Annotated in this window: 18 protein-coding genes; all 18 read left to right on the plus strand. The window is 42.9% G+C overall.

The annotated features are described in order from the left end of the window. Positions 1 to 81 precede the first annotated feature (81 nt). The 18 genes from fabD (at position 82) to G4417_RS03055 (ending at position 16,979) form a co-directional block, all read left to right on the plus strand. Complete coding sequence (gene fabD, locus G4417_RS02970) at positions 82 to 1,002, plus strand: ACP S-malonyltransferase (protein WP_173682577.1); 921 nt, start codon at positions 82 to 84, stop codon at positions 1,000 to 1,002. Between the two features lies 1 nt (position 1,003). Further along, positions 1,004 to 1,744, plus strand: coding sequence for a 3-oxoacyl-[acyl-carrier-protein] reductase (gene fabG, locus G4417_RS02975; protein ID WP_173682578.1), 741 nt, complete (start codon positions 1,004 to 1,006; stop codon positions 1,742 to 1,744). A gap of 14 nt (positions 1,745 to 1,758) precedes the next feature. After that, the gene (gene fabF, locus G4417_RS02980; protein ID WP_026649079.1) at positions 1,759 to 2,994 is read left to right on the plus strand and encodes a beta-ketoacyl-ACP synthase II; all 1,236 of its coding nucleotides are present in this window, start codon (positions 1,759 to 1,761) and stop codon (positions 2,992 to 2,994) included. Between the two features lie 87 nt (positions 2,995 to 3,081). Further along, positions 3,082 to 3,543, plus strand: a complete 462-nt coding sequence (accB, locus tag G4417_RS02985) for an acetyl-CoA carboxylase biotin carboxyl carrier protein (RefSeq protein ID WP_118329959.1) — start codon at positions 3,082 to 3,084, stop codon at positions 3,541 to 3,543. 19 nt (positions 3,544 to 3,562) lie between these two features. After that, a complete protein-coding gene (fabZ, locus tag G4417_RS02990; RefSeq protein ID WP_008704118.1) occupies positions 3,563 to 3,994 on the plus strand; it encodes a 3-hydroxyacyl-ACP dehydratase FabZ in 432 nt (143 codons plus the stop codon). A gap of 3 nt (positions 3,995 to 3,997) precedes the next feature. Then, positions 3,998 to 5,344 (plus strand): acetyl-CoA carboxylase biotin carboxylase subunit, encoded by a 1,347-nt coding sequence (locus G4417_RS02995; RefSeq protein WP_173682579.1) that lies wholly within the window; start codon positions 3,998 to 4,000, stop codon positions 5,342 to 5,344. A gap of 180 nt (positions 5,345 to 5,524) precedes the next feature. Beyond that, a complete protein-coding gene (locus tag G4417_RS03000; RefSeq protein ID WP_173682580.1) occupies positions 5,525 to 7,240 on the plus strand; it encodes an acetyl-CoA carboxylase carboxyltransferase subunit alpha in 1,716 nt (571 codons plus the stop codon). A 415-nt stretch (positions 7,241 to 7,655) separates the two neighbouring features. Next, positions 7,656 to 9,107: a glutamate--tRNA ligase gene (gltX, locus tag G4417_RS03005; RefSeq protein WP_173682581.1), complete on the plus strand. Its 1,452-nt coding sequence runs from the start codon at positions 7,656 to 7,658 to the stop codon at positions 9,105 to 9,107. 2 nt (positions 9,108 to 9,109) lie between these two features. Continuing rightward, positions 9,110 to 10,936, plus strand: coding sequence for an ATP-dependent helicase (locus tag G4417_RS03010; RefSeq protein WP_173682582.1), 1,827 nt, complete (start codon positions 9,110 to 9,112; stop codon positions 10,934 to 10,936). Next, positions 10,933 to 11,484, plus strand: coding sequence for a 4'-phosphopantetheinyl transferase family protein (locus G4417_RS03015; RefSeq protein ID WP_173682583.1), 552 nt, complete (start codon positions 10,933 to 10,935; stop codon positions 11,482 to 11,484). Before G4417_RS03010 ends, G4417_RS03015 begins: the two co-directional genes overlap by 4 nt. 3 nt (positions 11,485 to 11,487) lie before the next feature. Continuing rightward, on the plus strand, positions 11,488 to 12,618 hold the full coding sequence (locus tag G4417_RS03020) for a hypothetical protein (RefSeq protein ID WP_173682584.1): 1,131 nt from the start codon (positions 11,488 to 11,490) through the stop codon (positions 12,616 to 12,618). A 43-nt stretch (positions 12,619 to 12,661) separates the two neighbouring features. After that, the gene (gene spoIIIAA / locus G4417_RS03025) at positions 12,662 to 13,591 is read left to right on the plus strand and encodes a stage III sporulation protein AA (protein ID WP_173682618.1); all 930 of its coding nucleotides are present in this window, start codon (positions 12,662 to 12,664) and stop codon (positions 13,589 to 13,591) included. After that, positions 13,576 to 14,094, plus strand: a complete 519-nt coding sequence (locus G4417_RS03030) for a stage III sporulation protein AB (RefSeq protein WP_173682585.1) — start codon at positions 13,576 to 13,578, stop codon at positions 14,092 to 14,094. Before spoIIIAA ends, G4417_RS03030 begins: the two co-directional genes overlap by 16 nt. Positions 14,095 to 14,175: 81 nt before the next feature. Then, positions 14,176 to 14,370, plus strand: coding sequence for a stage III sporulation protein AC (gene spoIIIAC / locus G4417_RS03035; protein WP_008704108.1), 195 nt, complete (start codon positions 14,176 to 14,178; stop codon positions 14,368 to 14,370). A gap of 37 nt (positions 14,371 to 14,407) precedes the next feature. Continuing rightward, complete coding sequence (locus tag G4417_RS03040) at positions 14,408 to 14,794, plus strand: SpoIIIAC/SpoIIIAD family protein (RefSeq protein WP_173682586.1); 387 nt, start codon at positions 14,408 to 14,410, stop codon at positions 14,792 to 14,794. 38 nt (positions 14,795 to 14,832) lie between these two features. Beyond that, positions 14,833 to 16,071: a stage III sporulation protein AE gene (locus G4417_RS03045; RefSeq protein ID WP_243268823.1), complete on the plus strand. Its 1,239-nt coding sequence runs from the start codon at positions 14,833 to 14,835 to the stop codon at positions 16,069 to 16,071. A 40-nt stretch (positions 16,072 to 16,111) separates the two neighbouring features. Continuing rightward, complete coding sequence (locus G4417_RS03050; protein ID WP_173682587.1) at positions 16,112 to 16,678, plus strand: stage III sporulation protein AF; 567 nt, start codon at positions 16,112 to 16,114, stop codon at positions 16,676 to 16,678. Then, positions 16,602 to 16,979, plus strand: a complete 378-nt coding sequence (locus G4417_RS03055) for a hypothetical protein (RefSeq protein WP_243872054.1) — start codon at positions 16,602 to 16,604, stop codon at positions 16,977 to 16,979. The genes G4417_RS03050 and G4417_RS03055 overlap by 77 nt, the downstream gene beginning before the upstream one ends. The last annotated feature ends 3 nt before the right edge of the window (positions 16,980 to 16,982 follow it).

The raw sequence follows: 16,982 nt of genomic DNA on the forward strand, positions 1-16,982 counted from the left end.
TTTTAAACTAAAATAATTTGTAGCCAGAAACAAATTGTTATCATCTGATATAAACATAAAAATAAAGGAAAGGAAAATGATATGTCTAAAATTGCATTTGTATTTCCGGGACAGGGTGCACAGTATACAGGAATGGCGAAAGATTTTTATGAAAAATATGCTGTAAGCCGCGAAGTATTTGAAAGCGCATCAAAAGCATCCGGACTTGATGTGAAAGCTTTATGCTTTGAAGAAAATGACAGATTAAATATTACAGAATATACACAGATTGCCATGCTGACAGCAGAAATCGCAATCTTAAGAGCTGTAGAGGAAGCCGGAATCAGGTCTCAGGTAAATGCTGGGCTGAGCCTTGGAGAATACGGAGCACTGGTGGCCTCCGGTGTTATGAAGGAAGAGGATGCATTTACTGTAGTGCGAAAAAGAGGAATTTTTATGCAGGAGGCATATCCTACAGGTGGTGCAATGTCCGCTGTTCTTGGAACAGATGCAGAGCTGATTGAAAAAATCTGCAATGAGACACAGGGAATTGTATCCATTGCGAATTATAACTGTCCGGGACAGATTGTGATCACAGGCGAGGAGACAGCAGTTGCAGCAGCCGGGGAAGCATTAAAGTCAGCAGGTGCCAGACGTGTGATTCCTCTTAAAGTTAGTGGCCCATTTCACTGTGAACTTCTCAAAGGTGCAGGGGAGAAACTGGGGCAGGAACTTGAAAATGTAGAAATCCAGCCATTTACAGTACCTTATGTAACAAATGTAACTGCACAGTATGTGACAGGACCGGAGCAGGTAAAGGAATTGCTTGTCAGCCAGGTTTCATCCTCTGTGCGCTGGCAGCAGTGTGTAGAACAGATGATTGATGATGGTGTAGATACTTTTATTGAGATTGGACCGGGAAAAACTCTGACAGGATTTCTCAAAAAGATCAACAGAAATGTAAAAGCATTACATGTTGAGAAAACAGAAGATCTGGATGAAGTGAGAAAGGAGTGTCTGTAAAATGCTGGAAAATAAAATTGCCCTGGTTACAGGTGCAGGGCGTGGAATCGGACGTGCCATTGCCATTGCTTTTGCAGAGGAAGGCGCAGAGGTAATCATCAACTACAATGGTTCTGAAGAGAGAGCGAAGGAAGTAAAACAGACCATCGAAGAAAATGGTGGAAAAGCTTCCATATATAAATGTAATGTCAGTGATTTCGCAGCCTGTGAAGCAATGATCAAAGATATAGTTAAAGAATACGGACACCTTGATATACTGGTTAATAATGCAGGAATTACCAAAGATGGTCTGATCATGAAAATGAAAGAAGAGGATTTCGATTCTGTACTTAATGTAAACCTGAAAGGTACATTCAATACAATCCGTCACAGTGCCCGTCAGATGCTGAAACAGAGAAGTGGAAAGATCATCAATATTTCTTCTGTTTCCGGAATCCTCGGAAATGTGGGCCAGGCAAATTATGCTGCATCCAAAGCAGGTGTGATCGGTCTGACAAAAACAATGGCAAGAGAGCTGGGCAGCCGGGGAATTACGGTAAATGCCATTGCACCTGGATTTGTAGAAACAGAGATGACAGGAGTGCTCTCAGAAGAAATCAGGGAAAATGCATGTAAGCAGATTATCCTGGGACGTTTCGGAAAACCGGAGGATATTGCAAATACAGCGGTATTTCTGGCATCAGACAAAGCAGACTATATTACAGGACAGGTCATCAGCGTAGATGGCGGTATGAACGTATAAATAAGGAGAACAAAATGAGAAGAGTTGTAATTACAGGTATGGGAGCAATCACTCCGGTAGGCCTTAGTGTAGAAGAATTCTGGAACAGTGTAAAAGAAGGAAAAACAAACTTTGCAGAAGTAACACGTTTTGATTCCACAAATTACAGAGCGCATATGGCTGCGGAAATCAACAATTTTAATCCAAAGGATTATATGGATTTCAAATCTGCAAAACGTATGGAGCTTTTCAGCCAGTATGCGGTAGCAGCAGCAAAAGAAGCTATTGAGCAGTCCGGACTCGATATGACAAAAGAAGATCCATTTCGTGTGGGATGCAGTGTGGGAAGCGGTATCGGAAGTATGCAGGTGGTAGAGAAATCCTGCGAAATCCTCAACACAAAGGGACCTGGAAGACTGAATCCTCTGATGATTCCTCTTCTGATTTCCAATATGGCATCCGGAAATGTTTCCATTCAGTTTGGACTCCGCGGAAAGAACATTAATGTTGTAACTGCCTGTGCAACAGGAACTCACAGCATTGGAGAAGCATACCGTACTATTCAGTGTTCTGATGCAGATGTTATGGTTGCAGGTGGAACGGAAGCAGCAATCACACCAACAGGCTTTGGCGGTTTCGCAGCACTGACAGCATTGACCTCATCCACAGATCCTGAGAGATGTTCTATCCCCTTTGACAAAGAAAGAAGCGGTTTTGTAATGGGTGAGGGTGCCGGCGTAGTAGTTCTGGAAGAACTGGAGCATGCCAAAGCACGTGGAGCAAAAATCCTTGGCGAGGTTGTCGGATATGGTGCAACAGGAGATGCTTATCACATTACATCCCCTGCAGAGGACGGTTCCGGTGCTGCCAAAGCTATGGAATGGGCTGTGAAAGAAGCAGGAATTTCTACAGATGATGTATGGTATGTAAACGCACATGGCACAAGCACACATCATAATGACTTATTTGAAACAATTGCCATTAAGAAAACATTTGGTGAACACGCAAAAGAAATGAAAATAAATTCTACAAAATCTATTACAGGACATCTTCTGGGAGCTGCCGGTGCAGTGGAAGTGATCACCTGTGTAAAAGAACTTCAGGAAGGCCTGATCCATCAGACTGTTGGTTATAAGGTGCCGGATGAACAGTGTGACCTGGATTATGTAGGAAACGGTAATGTAAAGATGGATATCAAATATGCACTTACCAATTCTCTTGGCTTTGGCGGACATAACGCATCTTTACTTATTAAAAAGTACGAAGACTGATCACGCATATAATAAACGGTATGGTGATTTTGAAAACAAAATACGACAGTGATCTTATAATATAGCTATTTCAGCAGGAGGAAATAAATGGAACTGGCAAATATATTAGAACTGATCCACGCAGTCAGCGATTCAGATCTCACAGAATTTAACCTGCAGGACGATACCTTAAATATTTCCATGTCAAAAGAGAAAACAATTGTACAGCAGATGGCAGTCAATACTAATCCGGCAGATGCTCAGCAGTATCAGCCGGTAGTGCAGCAGGCTGTACATGTAGAATCCGTCAATGCTGTTAACGATGAAGTACAGACAGGAAGTGTGGTAAAATCTCCTCTTGTAGGTACCTATTATGCAGCATCTTCTCCGGAAAATCCCCCCTTTGTAAAAGTAGGAGATAAAGTAAGCAAAGGTCAGGTCCTTGGCATTGTGGAAGCAATGAAGCTGATGAATGAGATTGAATCAGAATTTGATGGTACAGTAAAAGAAATCCTTGTAGAAAACGAGCAGATGGTAGAGTTCGGTCAGCCGATGTTTGTGATAGAATAAAAGAAGGAGGTAAAAAATCATGAAACTTACAACAAAAGAAATCATGGAGATCATTCCCCACAGACACCCGTTCCTCCTGATTGATACTATTGAAGAACTGGTGCCGGGTGTGAAGGCAACAGGAAAGAAATGTGTTACCTATAATGAACCGCATTTTGCAGGACATTTCCCACAGGAACCGGTTATGCCGGGGGTTCTGATCGTTGAGGCGCTTGCGCAGACAGGCGCAGTTGCAATTCTGAGTAAACCGGAAAATAAAGGAAAGATTGCATATTTTGCATCAATCAACAATGCAAAATTCAAGAACAAGGTAGTTCCCGGAGATACCCTTACTCTTGAAGTAGAGATCATTAAGGAAAAAGGTCCCATGGGAGTGGGAAAAGCAAAGGCAACAAACCAGGACGGTAAGGTAGCAGTGATCGCAGAGCTGACTTTTGCAGTAGGAGCATAACAGATGTTTGATAAAATTTTGATCGCCAATCGTGGTGAGATTGCAGTGAGGATCATCCGGGCATGTCGTGAGATGGGAATCCGTACAGTAGCCGTATACTCAGAAGCAGACAGAGATGCCTTGCATACCCAGCTTGCAGATGAAGCAGTATGTATCGGAAAGGCGCAGTCATCAGATAGCTATCTGAACATGGAACGAATCTTAAGTGCTACCATTGCAACAAAAGCAGAAGCAATCCACCCGGGATTCGGATTTCTCTCAGAGAACAGCCGTTTTGTAGAAATGTGTGAGAAATGCAATGTGGCATTTATTGGTCCTTCCGCAGAAGTAATTTCCAGAATGGGAAATAAATCTGAGGCGAAAAACACCATGCGGAAAGCTAAAGTTCCGGTAGTGCCCGGCACAAAGGAGCCGGTCTACACAGTAGAGCAGGCTTTGGAAGCTGTAAAGGAAATCGGTTTTCCGGTCATGATCAAAGCATCAGCAGGCGGCGGTGGAAAAGGAATGCGTGTAGCCGGAAATGAACAGGAATTTGCCAAATTGTTTGAGACAGCACAGCAGGAGTCGGTCCATTCCTTCTCCGATAATACCATGTATCTGGAACGATTTGTGGAGAATCCCAGACATGTTGAAGTGCAGATTCTTGCGGATAAATACGGAAATGTAGTTCATCTGGGAGAACGAGACTGCTCTGTTCAGAGACGTCACCAGAAAATGATCGAAGAGTCTCCATGTATCGCAATCTCTGATGATCTGAGAAAGAAAATGGGTGAGACAGCAGTACGGGCAGCAAAGGCAGCAGGTTATGAAAGTGCAGGAACTATAGAATTTCTTCTGGATCAGTCCGGAGAATTTTATTTCATGGAAATGAACACCAGAATCCAGGTAGAACATCCGGTAACAGAATTTGTGTCTGGTGTAGACTTGATCAAAGAGCAGATCTGCATTGCAGCAGGTGAACCGTTAAGCGTTCAGCAGAAAGACATAGAAATCCGCGGTCACGCCATGGAATGCAGAATCAATGCCGAGGATCCTGAGAGACATTTCATGCCATGCCCGGGTAAGATCACGGACTTACATCTTCCCGGTGGAAACGGAATCCGCGTGGATACAGCAGTTTATAATGACTACGCAATCCCGCCTTACTATGATTCCATGATTGCCAAGATCATTGTCTATGACAGAGACCGCCGCAGTGCCATTCGAAAGATGATCAGTGCACTTGGAGAAGTTGCGATTGAAGGAGTAAAGACCAACGTAGATTTCTTATATGAGCTTCTCAATCAGCCGGATTTTCAGGAGGGAAACATTACAACTGATTTCATTCCACAGCATTATCCGGACCTGTAAAAGGAGATCTGGTGCAAATATATTTTATAGTTCAGTAGAAATCACATATTTATTAAAAGGTAATTGATAAGCGAATCGATAAAATTATTTTGATAGAATTAGTTTGATTAATAGTTATTAACGTCATTTTGTTGTCTGAAAGCAACATCAAATTGGGTTACATGAAGGAGCAGGATTTTAATGGCAGACTTAAAGAGATTTTTTAAGAAAACAGTTTCAGAAGACCGGCATAAACAGGCCGCATCTGTTTCCGTACCTGAGGGTTTATGGATTAAATGTCCCAAGTGCGGAGAAATGGTTTACAGAGAAGACGTAATATCCAACGCCTATGTGTGCCCGAAATGCGGAGGATATTTCAGAATCAGCGCAAAACGCCGCATCAAAATGATCGCAGATAAAGGAAGTTTTAAAGAGTGGTTCACAGGAATTGACAACAGCAATCCCCTGGACTATCCGGACTATCCGCAGAAAATCGAGAATCTGAAAGAAAAAACACACCTTGATGAGGCAATTCTCATCGGAGAAGCCACCATCGGAGGAATCCGTACAGTGATCGGAGCCATGGATACCAGATTTCTCATGGCTTCCATGGGATATGTGGTGGGAGAAAAGATCACCCGCTCATTTGAAGAAGCAACAAAACAGGGACTTCCGGTCATTCTGTTCTGTTGCTCCGGCGGTGCCAGAATGCAGGAAGGAATCGTATCACTGATGCAGATGGCAAAAACCTCCGCAGCCATTAAACGTCACTCCCAGGCAGGGATTCTCTACACATCTGTGCTGACAGACCCGACTACCGGTGGCGTTACAGCAAGCTTTGCCATGCTTGGAGATATTATCCTTGCAGAACCAGGCTCACTGATCGGATTTGCCGGTCCGAGAGTCATTGAACAGACCATAGGTCAGAAACTGCCGGAGGGCTTCCAGAGACCGGAATTTCTTCTGGAACATGGATTTCTCGACGGAATTGTTGAACGAGGCTCTATGCGGGATGTTCTTTCGCTGATCCTGAAACTGCATGATACCAGAAAATGTTACGGAGAATTTCCTCAGGAAACAGCAGCAAGGGCATTTGATACTTTTGGTAAAAAGAAAAAGCAGAAGAAACAAAAAAATCTTACAGCCTGGGACAGAGTCCAGATTGCCAGAAGCAGCGACCGCCCGTCAGCAGCGGAATATATTGATGCCATTTTTGATGATTTCATGGAATTTCATGGTGACAGAGGTGTCAGAGACGACAATGCCATCATCGGCGGCATTGCTACACTGGACGGACAGCCCGTTACAGTAATCGGAATCCGTAAAGGGCATACTACAAAAGAAAACATCAAATGTAACTTCGGAATGCCATCACCGGAAGGGTACAAAAAAGCTCTTCGACTGATGAAACAGGCAGAGAAATTCGGACGTGCAGTCATTGCATTTGTAGACACCCCGGGGGCATTCTGTGGACTGGAAGCAGAAGAACGGGGACAGGGCGAAGCCATTGCAAGGAATCTCCTGGAGATGTCCGATCTGAAGGTGCCGGTTCTTTCTGTTGTAATTGGTGAAGGCGGAAGTGGCGGTGCACTTGCACTGGCAGTTGGCAATGAAGTCTGGATGATGGAAAACGCAACCTATACCATCCTTTCACCGGAAGGTTTTGCATCCATTCTCTGGAAAGACAGCAGGAAGGCACCGGAAGCTGCGGAGGTCATGAAAGTAACAGCGGCTCATCTGAAAGAGCTTGGAATCATTGAACGGATCATACCGGAGGAATATCCTGCAAGTGAGGAGAATTTGCAGGAAATTGCAGAGTATATGAAGATCAGAATGAAGCAGTTTCTGGAGAAACAGAGTGGTAAAAGTGGACTGCAGATTGCACAGGAACGGTATGAGAGGTTTCGTAAGATGTAGCGTGTGAATGGCAAAAGGGACGCGCAGAAAAATATTTTATTTGGAGTGCGGTTTCGGGGTCTAAGATATTCTAAGCTCTCAGAAATCTGCTAAAGGCATGAGCCGTCTTGTCAAACTCGCTCCGTTGCAAACTTCGCTCAGACAGTGATGCAGCCGGCTCATAACGCAGATTTCTGAGAACTAAGAATATCTAAGACCCCTGCAAATGCACACCAAATAAAATATTTTTCTGCGCTGTTTTTTTGCAAGTTGTCATGCGTCCCTTTCCGAAAAACTTTAAAATTTCCAATATCCCGACTTGAAATAAGAAAGCCTCTGACGTATAATAAACCCGAAAGTAGAAAGGCGCTGCTTTTAAGCAGGGTCTTTTTTTACAGATTTTGAATATATTAAAAATTCAGGAGTGAAAAAAGTTATGACCAAGATCAGAACAAGATTTGCACCAAGCCCTACAGGCAGAATGCATGTTGGAAATTTAAGAACAGCATTATATGCATACCTTATTACAAAACATGAAGGCGGAGATTTCATCCTCCGTATTGAAGATACAGACCAGGAACGTTACGTAGAAGGTGCTGTAGATATCATCTACCGTACACTTGCAAAAACAGGACTTTTCCATGACGAAGGCCCGGACAAGGACAAAGGCTTTGGACCGTATGTTCAGAGTGAGCGTCAGGCACAGGGAATCTATCTGAAATATGCACAGCAGTTAGTAGAACAGGGTGATGCATACTACTGTTTCTGTAAGAAGGAAGAACTGGAAGGTATGAAACGTGTTGTGGCAGGAAAAGAGATTTCCATTTATGACAAACGCTGCCTTAAACTTTCCAAAGAAGAAGTACAGCGTCGTCTTGATGCAGGAGAACCACACGTAATCCGTTTCAATATGCCAACAGAGGGAACTACAACATTCCATGATGTAATCTATGGAGATATCACAGTAAACAATGAGGAACTGGAAGATCTGATCCTGATTAAATCTGACGGATATCCAACTTATAACTTTGCAAACGTAATCGATGACCATTTAATGGAGATCACACACGTAGTAAGAGGTAACGAGTATCTTTCCTCAGCTCCGAAATACAACCGTATCTACGAAGCTTTCGGATGGGATATCCCGGTTTATGTACATTGTCCGCTGATCACAGATGAGACACACCAGAAGCTTTCCAAGCGTTGTGGACATTCTTCCTATGAAGACCTGCTTGATCAGGGATTTGTTTCAGAAGCAATCATCAACTATGTGGCACTTCTTGGATGGAGTCCTGCTGACAACAGAGAGATCTTTACACTGGATGAACTGGTACAGGCATTTGATTATCATCATATCAACAAATCTCCGGCAGTATTTGATATTGCGAAACTTCGTTGGATGAACGGTGAGTATATCAAGAAAATGGATGCGGATAAATTCTATGAGAGAGCACTTCCATATATGAAAGAAGTTCTGAAGAAAGATTACAACTTCAAGAAGATTGCAGGAATGGTACAGACCAGAATCGAAACATTCCCTGACATCCCGGCTCTGATTGACTTCTTTGAGAAAGTACCGGAATATGATTCCGCTATGTACTGTCATAAAAAAATGAAAACAAATGAAGAGACTTCTCTTGCAGTATTAAAAGAAGTACTTCCGGTTCTGGAAGAACAGGAAGATTATACAAATGATCCGTTATTTGAAACATTAAGTGCATTTGTAAAAGAGCATGGTTATAAGAACGGATATGTAATGTGGCCTCTGCGTACTGCTGTTTCCGGCAAGCAGATGACACCGGCCGGTGCTACTGAGATCATGGAGATCATTGGTAAAGACGAGACAATCAAACGAGTAAAGGCAGCTATTGAGAAATTAAGTAAATAAATATGAAGAGAAATCCATCTCAACTTCGGGCAATCACTCACCTGTCAGGACCTATGATGGTCCTGGCAGGCCCCGGCTCGGGGAAAACTTCCGTTATTGTGGAGAGAACTGCATACATGATCAATGAGGGGAAGATACCGGCTTCTTCTATTTTGGTTGTAACTTTTTCCAGAGCAGCGGCAACAGAGATGAAAGAACGATTTTTAAAATTCGTGGGACAGGACAGAAGTGAAGTTACTTTTGGAACATTCCACGGAATTTTTTATGGGATTCTCAAAGCAGCCTATCATCTCAGTGCAGCTAATATTCTTTCAGAAGAAGAAAAGTATGGCATTCTCAGAGAAATGACCGAAAAATATGGACAGGAAATGGCTCAGGAAGGGGATTTTCTTGAAGAAATAGCCAAAGAGATCAGTGTTGTAAAGGGGAATTGTATTTCACCGGAGCATTATTATGCATCCTGTTGTTCGGATGGGATATTCAGAGATATTTTTCAGGGATATAAGCAGGCATTGAAAGCAAAGCGAAAGCTGGATTTTGATGATATGATCCTGTGTTGTTATGAGCTTTTTTCCCAGAGAGAAGATATCCTAAATGCCTGGAGAAGAAAATTTACCTATATTCTGGTGGATGAGTTTCAGGATATCAACAGTTTACAATATAAGATTCTCAGAATGCTGGCGGCTCCTGCTGATAATCTGTTTATTGTGGGAGATGATGATCAATCCATCTATCATTTTCGCGGTGCAAGACCGGATATTATGTTAAATTTTACAAAGGATTATCCGAAGGCGGAGAGTGTCCTTCTGAATATTAATTACCGTTGCAGTAAAAATATCCTGCATACAGCCATGGAAGTGATCAGCTGCAATACCAGACGTTTTAAGAAACAGCTGTCCACTCCCAATGAAGAAGGGATGCCGGTAACATGCAAAGAATTTGACAATCCAAGAGAAGAATATATGTGTGTAGTGGCAGCTCTGAAGAAAAGACTGGAACGTGGAGAGCAGATTGAAAATACGGCGATCCTGCTTCGGACTAATCAGGAGGCGGAGGGACTGATCAATGCGCTGATGGAGTATCAGGTTCCTTTTACTATGAAAGAACAGCTTCCTAATCTTTTCCGGCACTGGATATGCCGGAGTATTCTGGCATATCTTGAGATGGCTGCCGGAGACAGGAGCCGGAAAAATTTTCTGGAGATAATGAACAGGCCTAACCGTTATGTCTCCCGGGAGGCATTGAAGAATTCACAGATTAATTTTGTTCAGCTGCGGGAACATTATAAAGATAAAGACTGGATGTGTGACAGAATTACCACACTGGAGACGCATCTGAAGATACTTGGTACACTTTCTCCCTTTGCTGCTATTAATTTCATCAGAAAAGGAATGGGATTCGAAGAATACTTGCGTGAATATGCACAGTATCGTAAAATAAAACCAGAGGAACTGCTTGAGACTCTGGACCGGATCCATGAGAGTGCGAAGGGGATGAGATCTCTTGCGCAGTGGCAGGCATACATAGTGGAATACACGAAACGTCTGAATGAGCAGGCAAAGAAACAGCAGGATAAAAAAGAAGGAGTGACAATATCCACACTCCATGCAGTGAAAGGTCTGGAATATGATATTGTCTATATCCTGAATGTTAACGAAGGAAGTATCCCATACCGTAAGGCAGTTCTGGCAGAAGCAGTGGAAGAAGAACGAAGATTGTTTTATGTAGGAATGACCAGAGCGAAAAAGAAGCTGGTGCTTGCCTATGTGAAACGCCAGTATGAGAAGGAACGGGAGCCTTCCCGGTTCCTTGAGGAGACAGGCCTATGAATAAAGGAATTATTTACTGTACAACAATACAGGAAGAATATGAAGGCGCACATATGGAGCATATGATCGCAGAGAAACTTCTGGAAACCGCACTGAAAAAAGAATATGGAATCAATCTGTACAATGAACCCCGAGCAGAGGGAGAACATGGAAAGCCATTCCTTTCCTATCGTCCTTCCCTTCATTATAATATCAGTCATTCCGGAAAATATGTGGTATGTATTCTGGCTGATCAGGAGGTAGGGATTGATGTGCAGGTTCATTGCAGAGTTAATTACGAAAGAATGCTCAGACGCATGGTGCCCCGGGAACAGTATGACGAAATTCTTTCAGATGTGAATGCGGAAGAGAAATTTTTTGAACAGTGGGTATTGAGAGAAGCTTATATCAAATGGACCGGTGAAGGTCTTTCCAGAGATATGAGAACCATATCCATGGATGAAGGCAGTTGTATGCTGCTTGATATGGAAGAAGGCTACAGTGGAGCCGTATGGGCAATGAATCCCATGGAAATCAGATGGAAATATGAAGACATCATACTTGAGTAAGACATGAACAGACAAACAAAGAAAGAAATCCGAAGACTGGCAGTGAAAGTTCTGGTGGTGGTACTGGCACTTGGGCTGGCTTTCTGGGGATATGCTTTTGTATACAGAGGCAAGACGGAACCTCCTGCAAAATATCTGGTAACCAACCAGGATGCGGCAGTATATTCTCTGCGTGGACAGATTCAGATGCTGTCACAGCAGGAGGAACTAAATGCTTTTGCTTTTGAAGGCAGAAAGAAAGAAAAAGAGTACGGAACTTATATTATTCCGGGACTGAGATATACAAGAACATTTCTGAATGCACAGGGTACAAAACAGGCAGTATGTACATCTATGACACCTCAGGGACTTGCGGTGACCGATGAGTATGTACTTGTAAGTGCCTATTGTCATACGGAAAAGCATAACTCTGTCATTTATGTGATCAACAAAGAAACCCACAGATTTATCAAAGAGGTAGTCCTGCCTGGTCTGCCTCACGTTGGCGGACTTGCTTATGATTCCGAACATGATATGCTATGGTATTCTTCAAACACCAATGGGATCGCTCAGGCGATCAGCATTAAGATGGATGTACTACGGGATTACAATTATGCAGATAATCATATGCCTGTGCAGGTAAACCAGACCTGCAGTCTTTACGGAATCGTGAGGGATTCGTTTATGACCTTTTATCAGGGATGTCTGTATGTGGGATGTTTTAATAAATATACAGAGAGTACGATTGCGAGATATGCGGTGGATTATCAGGGAAATCTGGTAAATACTTTTGACGAGGAACTTGGCATGATATTTGAAATGGCAGTTCCGCTGGATTATTCTACAATATCTGAGCAGGCACAGGGAATGACTTTTTATAATGATAAGTTGTTGCTTTCTCATTCATTTGGGATACTTCCGTCAAGGATTGTTTTTTATGAACAGTCAGATAAACGCCTGTATGTAAATGAAAATTCCGCAAGATCATACAGGATGCCTGAGATGATCGAGCAAATCGTAGCAGACGGAGATGAGCTTTACGTGCTTTTTGAATCGGGAGCCTATGCGTACAGAGGGTACGCCGGAAATGTGGTGGACCGGGTGCTGAAACTGAATCTTACAAAAATGGAAGAGTCTTATCAGGAAGAGTACTAAAATCGGTTTGTCCACATATATTAAGTGTAAAGAGGTGAGACACATAGAAGCGCAGCAGATTGAAAACCTGTTTGCCGGAAATATCCGGAATCTTTTAATGGATGCGAAGCTGGATTATGATAAATTGTATGAGATACGTCTCCGTGTAGGGCGTCCGCTGTTTTTAACCTATGACGGAGGAGAATGTTTTCTGCGAAAACCAGGTCAGGAACAGTATCTGGTGACAACGGAAGACCTGAAAGAAACACTGGAATATGTCACAGGATATTCCCTGTATGCTTATGAAGATGAGATCAGACAGGGATTTATCAGTGTTCAGGGCGGTCACAGAGTAGGTGTGACCGGAAAGGTAGTGCTGGACCGGGGCAAAATCATGGGAATGAAATATATTTCCTGCATTAATGTCCGCCTTGCACATGAGATTCAGGGATGTGCGGATAAGGTGATGCCTTATATCCGTACAGAGAAATGGATTGCAAATACATTGATCATTTCACCGCCAAGGTGTGGAAAGACTACGCTGCTCAGAGATATTATCAGGCAGCTCAGTAATGGATGGGCAAATACCCAGGGTCTGACAATAGGTGTGGTGGATGAGAGAAGTGAGCTGGCCGGCTGTTATCAGGGGATTCCTCAGAATGACCTGGGAATGCGTACAGATGTGCTGGACTGTTGTCCGAAATCAGAAGGTATGCAGATGCTGGTACGATCCATGTCGCCGGATGTGGTGGCAGTGGACGAGTTAGGCTGTGAAGAGGATTTCAAGGCAGTTGACTCAGTGATCCATTGTGGATGTAAGCTGATCGCGACTGCACATGGAAGCTGTCTGGAGGATGTTCTGGATCAGCCATTCTTTTATAAGCTTATGGGTGAGAAAGTATTTGAACGTTATATTATCCTGGACAAAAATGATCAGGCGGGATGTCTGAAAGCTGTATTAGATGAAAATGGAAAAGTATGCTTAGAACAGTAGGATTGTGTGTGATTGTAATTTCCGGTATCGGTTGTGGTTTCGCCATGAGTAATGAACTTGGCAGACGCAAAAAGATGCTGGAAATGATTTTACAGATGATCAGCCTCTTACGAGGAGAAATACGTTATGGAAATAAATCTCTGTACGATGCCTTTACGGGTGCTTCCGGGAAACTGGAAGGGAGGTACAGAGAATTTTTTATACTTACGGCACAGGAAATGAAGAAAAAAACAGGTGCTTCTTTTAGCACGATATTCAGAGAATGTGCCGGAAGGTGTCTGGATCTGAGCTGCCTTTCACAGGAAGATAGGAACAGGTTTTATTCACTGGGAGATCAGCTTGGCTATCTTGGTCTGGATATGCAGATGAAACAACTGGACCGGCTGGAGAAAGAGACAGAATACGCAATCAGAGAATTTGAAAAAGATTTCTGTGAAAAGAGGAAGTTGTACCGTAGTATGGGGATACTGGGAGGGATATTTGTGGCTGTACTGTTTTTATAGATATCATGAATTGCCTGATTCAGGCAGTTTCTGCAATTCCCGTATTTGTAATCTTCAGGCAGAAGCCGGAAAGGAGAGACTGTGGAGGTAAGCCTTATTTTTAAAATCGCTGCAGTAGGGATTCTGGTTTCTGTTCTCTGCCAGATCCTGAAGCACAGTGGAAGGGATGAACAGGCATTTCTGGTAAGTCTGGCGGGACTTTTAATGGTGCTGTTCTGGATCGTACCCTATATTTATGAATTGTTCGAAAGTATCCAGCAGTTGTTTGTGCTGTGATTTTTGACAGATAACAGATCAGAGAGGTTGGATGGGCATGGATATTGTAAAAGTTTCGATCATGGGTATCTGCGGAATGATGCTGGGTTTTATTCTGAAAGAAACCAGACCGGAGTTTGCGGCACTTGTAACTATGATGACAGGTTTTCTGATCCTTGGGCTTGCAGCAGGAAAGGTTTCATATTTATTTGAGACGATGAACAGGTTGAAAGAGAGTTTTCCGATAGACAGCAGTTATCTTACAGTTCTGGTTAAAATTATCGGGATTACATATATTGGACAGTTTTCATCTGCAATCTGCAAAGATGCCGGATATCAGACGATAGGGACGCAGATTGACCTGTTCTGCAAACTTTCAGTGATGGTTTTGAGTATGCCGGTACTGCTGGCGATTCTGGATACGATTTCGGAGTTTATGATATGAGACAAAGTGCCGGGAAAAGTATGAAATATGAGACGAAAATGAGACGACGATATGCAGTTCTGAGAGCATATTCCAAAGAACAGACAGATTTGCGGAAAGGATTCTGGTGTATACTGATATTTATGTTTCTGGCAGGAAGAGTATCATATTTTACAATTTTTCAGAATCATACAGTATCTGTATATGCGGCCGCACAGACGGAACAGCAGGAGGATCCTTCCATACAGATCCTGCAGGAGGATCTGCTGGATGAGATACAGATTGATGATGTGCAGAAGATGCTGGATGAGATTATGGACGACCATTCCTTTTCTGTCAGGGAAGCACTGATGAATATAATAAACGGGGAAGAACCTGTTTCAAAAGAGACCGTACAGAACTTTTTGTACAGTCTCTTTTTTTCGGATATGGAGAATGAAAAAGGATTGATACTGAAACTTTTACTTGTGATTTTTATTGCAGCAGTACTGGCAGAGTTTGCCGATGTTTTCGGAAACGGGCAAGTCGGCAATATCAGTTTTTATATCGTCTATCTGGCTCTGTTTATGATGCTTATGGAGAACTTCTCTAAACTGGGGAGTACGCTTACAAACTGGCTTTTGGGACTGATAGATTTTATGAAAGTGTTGTCTCCTGCCTATTTTATGACAGTGGCTGCATCAACAGGAGCATCAACGGCTACAGTGTTTTATGAAGGAGTTCTGTTGATGGTCTGGATGGTTCAGTGGCTTCTGGCAAATCTTTTTCTGCCTGTTATAAACCTGAGTGTACTGTTGAAAATGGTCAATCATCTGTCAAAAGAAGAGATGCTTACAAAAATGGCAGAACTTCTGGATGTAGCTGTGAACTGGGGATTGAAAACTCTTCTGGGAACTGTTGTGGGGTTGCAGATCGTGCGGAATATGGTAAGCCCGGTAATGGATGCCATGAAACGTTCTGCTGTGGGAAAGGCGGCAGGTGCGATTCCGGGTATTGGAAATGCAGTGACTGCTGTGACAGAACTGGTGCTGACCAGTGCGGTGATGGTGAGAAACAGTTTTGGAGCAGTGATCGTGATTCTTCTTTTGATGATTGGGGCAGGACCGATAATTCATTATGGAAGTCTTTCTCTGATTTATCGCTTTCTGGCTGCAATCGCACAGCCGATTTCTGACAAAAGAGTTGTGGGCGCGCTGAGTACAATGGGGGAGGGATGTGCAATGCTTTTGAAGATTTTGCTGACAGCAGAAATACTATGTATGCTGACATTTCTGATCGTTGTAGTTTCTGTAGCCTGATAGACTGACAGGCTGATCGCCGGAAGGAGCAGACAAAAAGATGAAAGAAGAACTGTATTTATGGATTCGAAATCTGGCAGTATTTTATATTTTTTTTACGGCAGTTTTGAATCTGATACCTGACCGGCAATATGAGAAATATGTGCGTTTTTTTATGGGACTGCTGCTGATTTTTATGATGAGTACCCCAATGTTTTCCATTCTTGGAAAAGGTCCGGAACTGACAGAGAGTTTTTTAAATAATTTTTCAGAAGAAAATAAAGAGAAAGAACTCCGGGAATTTCAGAACCTTCAGAAAGTTTATCTGGAAAAAGGCTGCGAACTGGAACTGGAACAGAAAATCCGGGAAACTCTGGAAAAAAGAGGCATAGAAATATATAAGATAAAAGTAAACATAGAAGGAGAGGAGACACAGGTAAAGCTCACATTGAAGACAGAGATTTCTCAGAAGGAGAGAAAGGAGCTTAAAGATGCGCTGGTGGAAGAGTGGGGACTTAAAGAAAACAGAATTTGTATCCAGACTGTCCGAAATGAATCCTGCAAAGTGGGGAATCCTGTTGCTCATCGGAGTACTTCTGGCGGTGGCGGCGATGCCTGTATCCAGTAAGCAGCAAAAGAAAAATCTGTCAGAAGGACAGACAGCAGATATGCAGAAGAGTGTTCTGGAGGAAAAGCTAGAAGCACTTCTTGAAAACACAGAAGGAGTGGGAAAGGTACAGGTTATTCTTATGACAGATGAGAAGAAAGACCGACAGAGTTTCTATAATTCAGAAACCATACAGGTGACAGGCATTCTGATTTCTGCGGAGGGCGGAGGAGATCCTGTAGTGGTCCAAAATATTCAGGAAGCGGTCATGGCATTATTTCAGGTAGATGCTCATAGAATTAGAATAATGAAAATGAAATGAGGA

The organism is Blautia wexlerae (genome assembly GCF_013300825.1).
Classification (GTDB): Bacteria; Bacillota; Clostridia; order Lachnospirales; family Lachnospiraceae; genus Blautia_A; species Blautia_A wexlerae_B.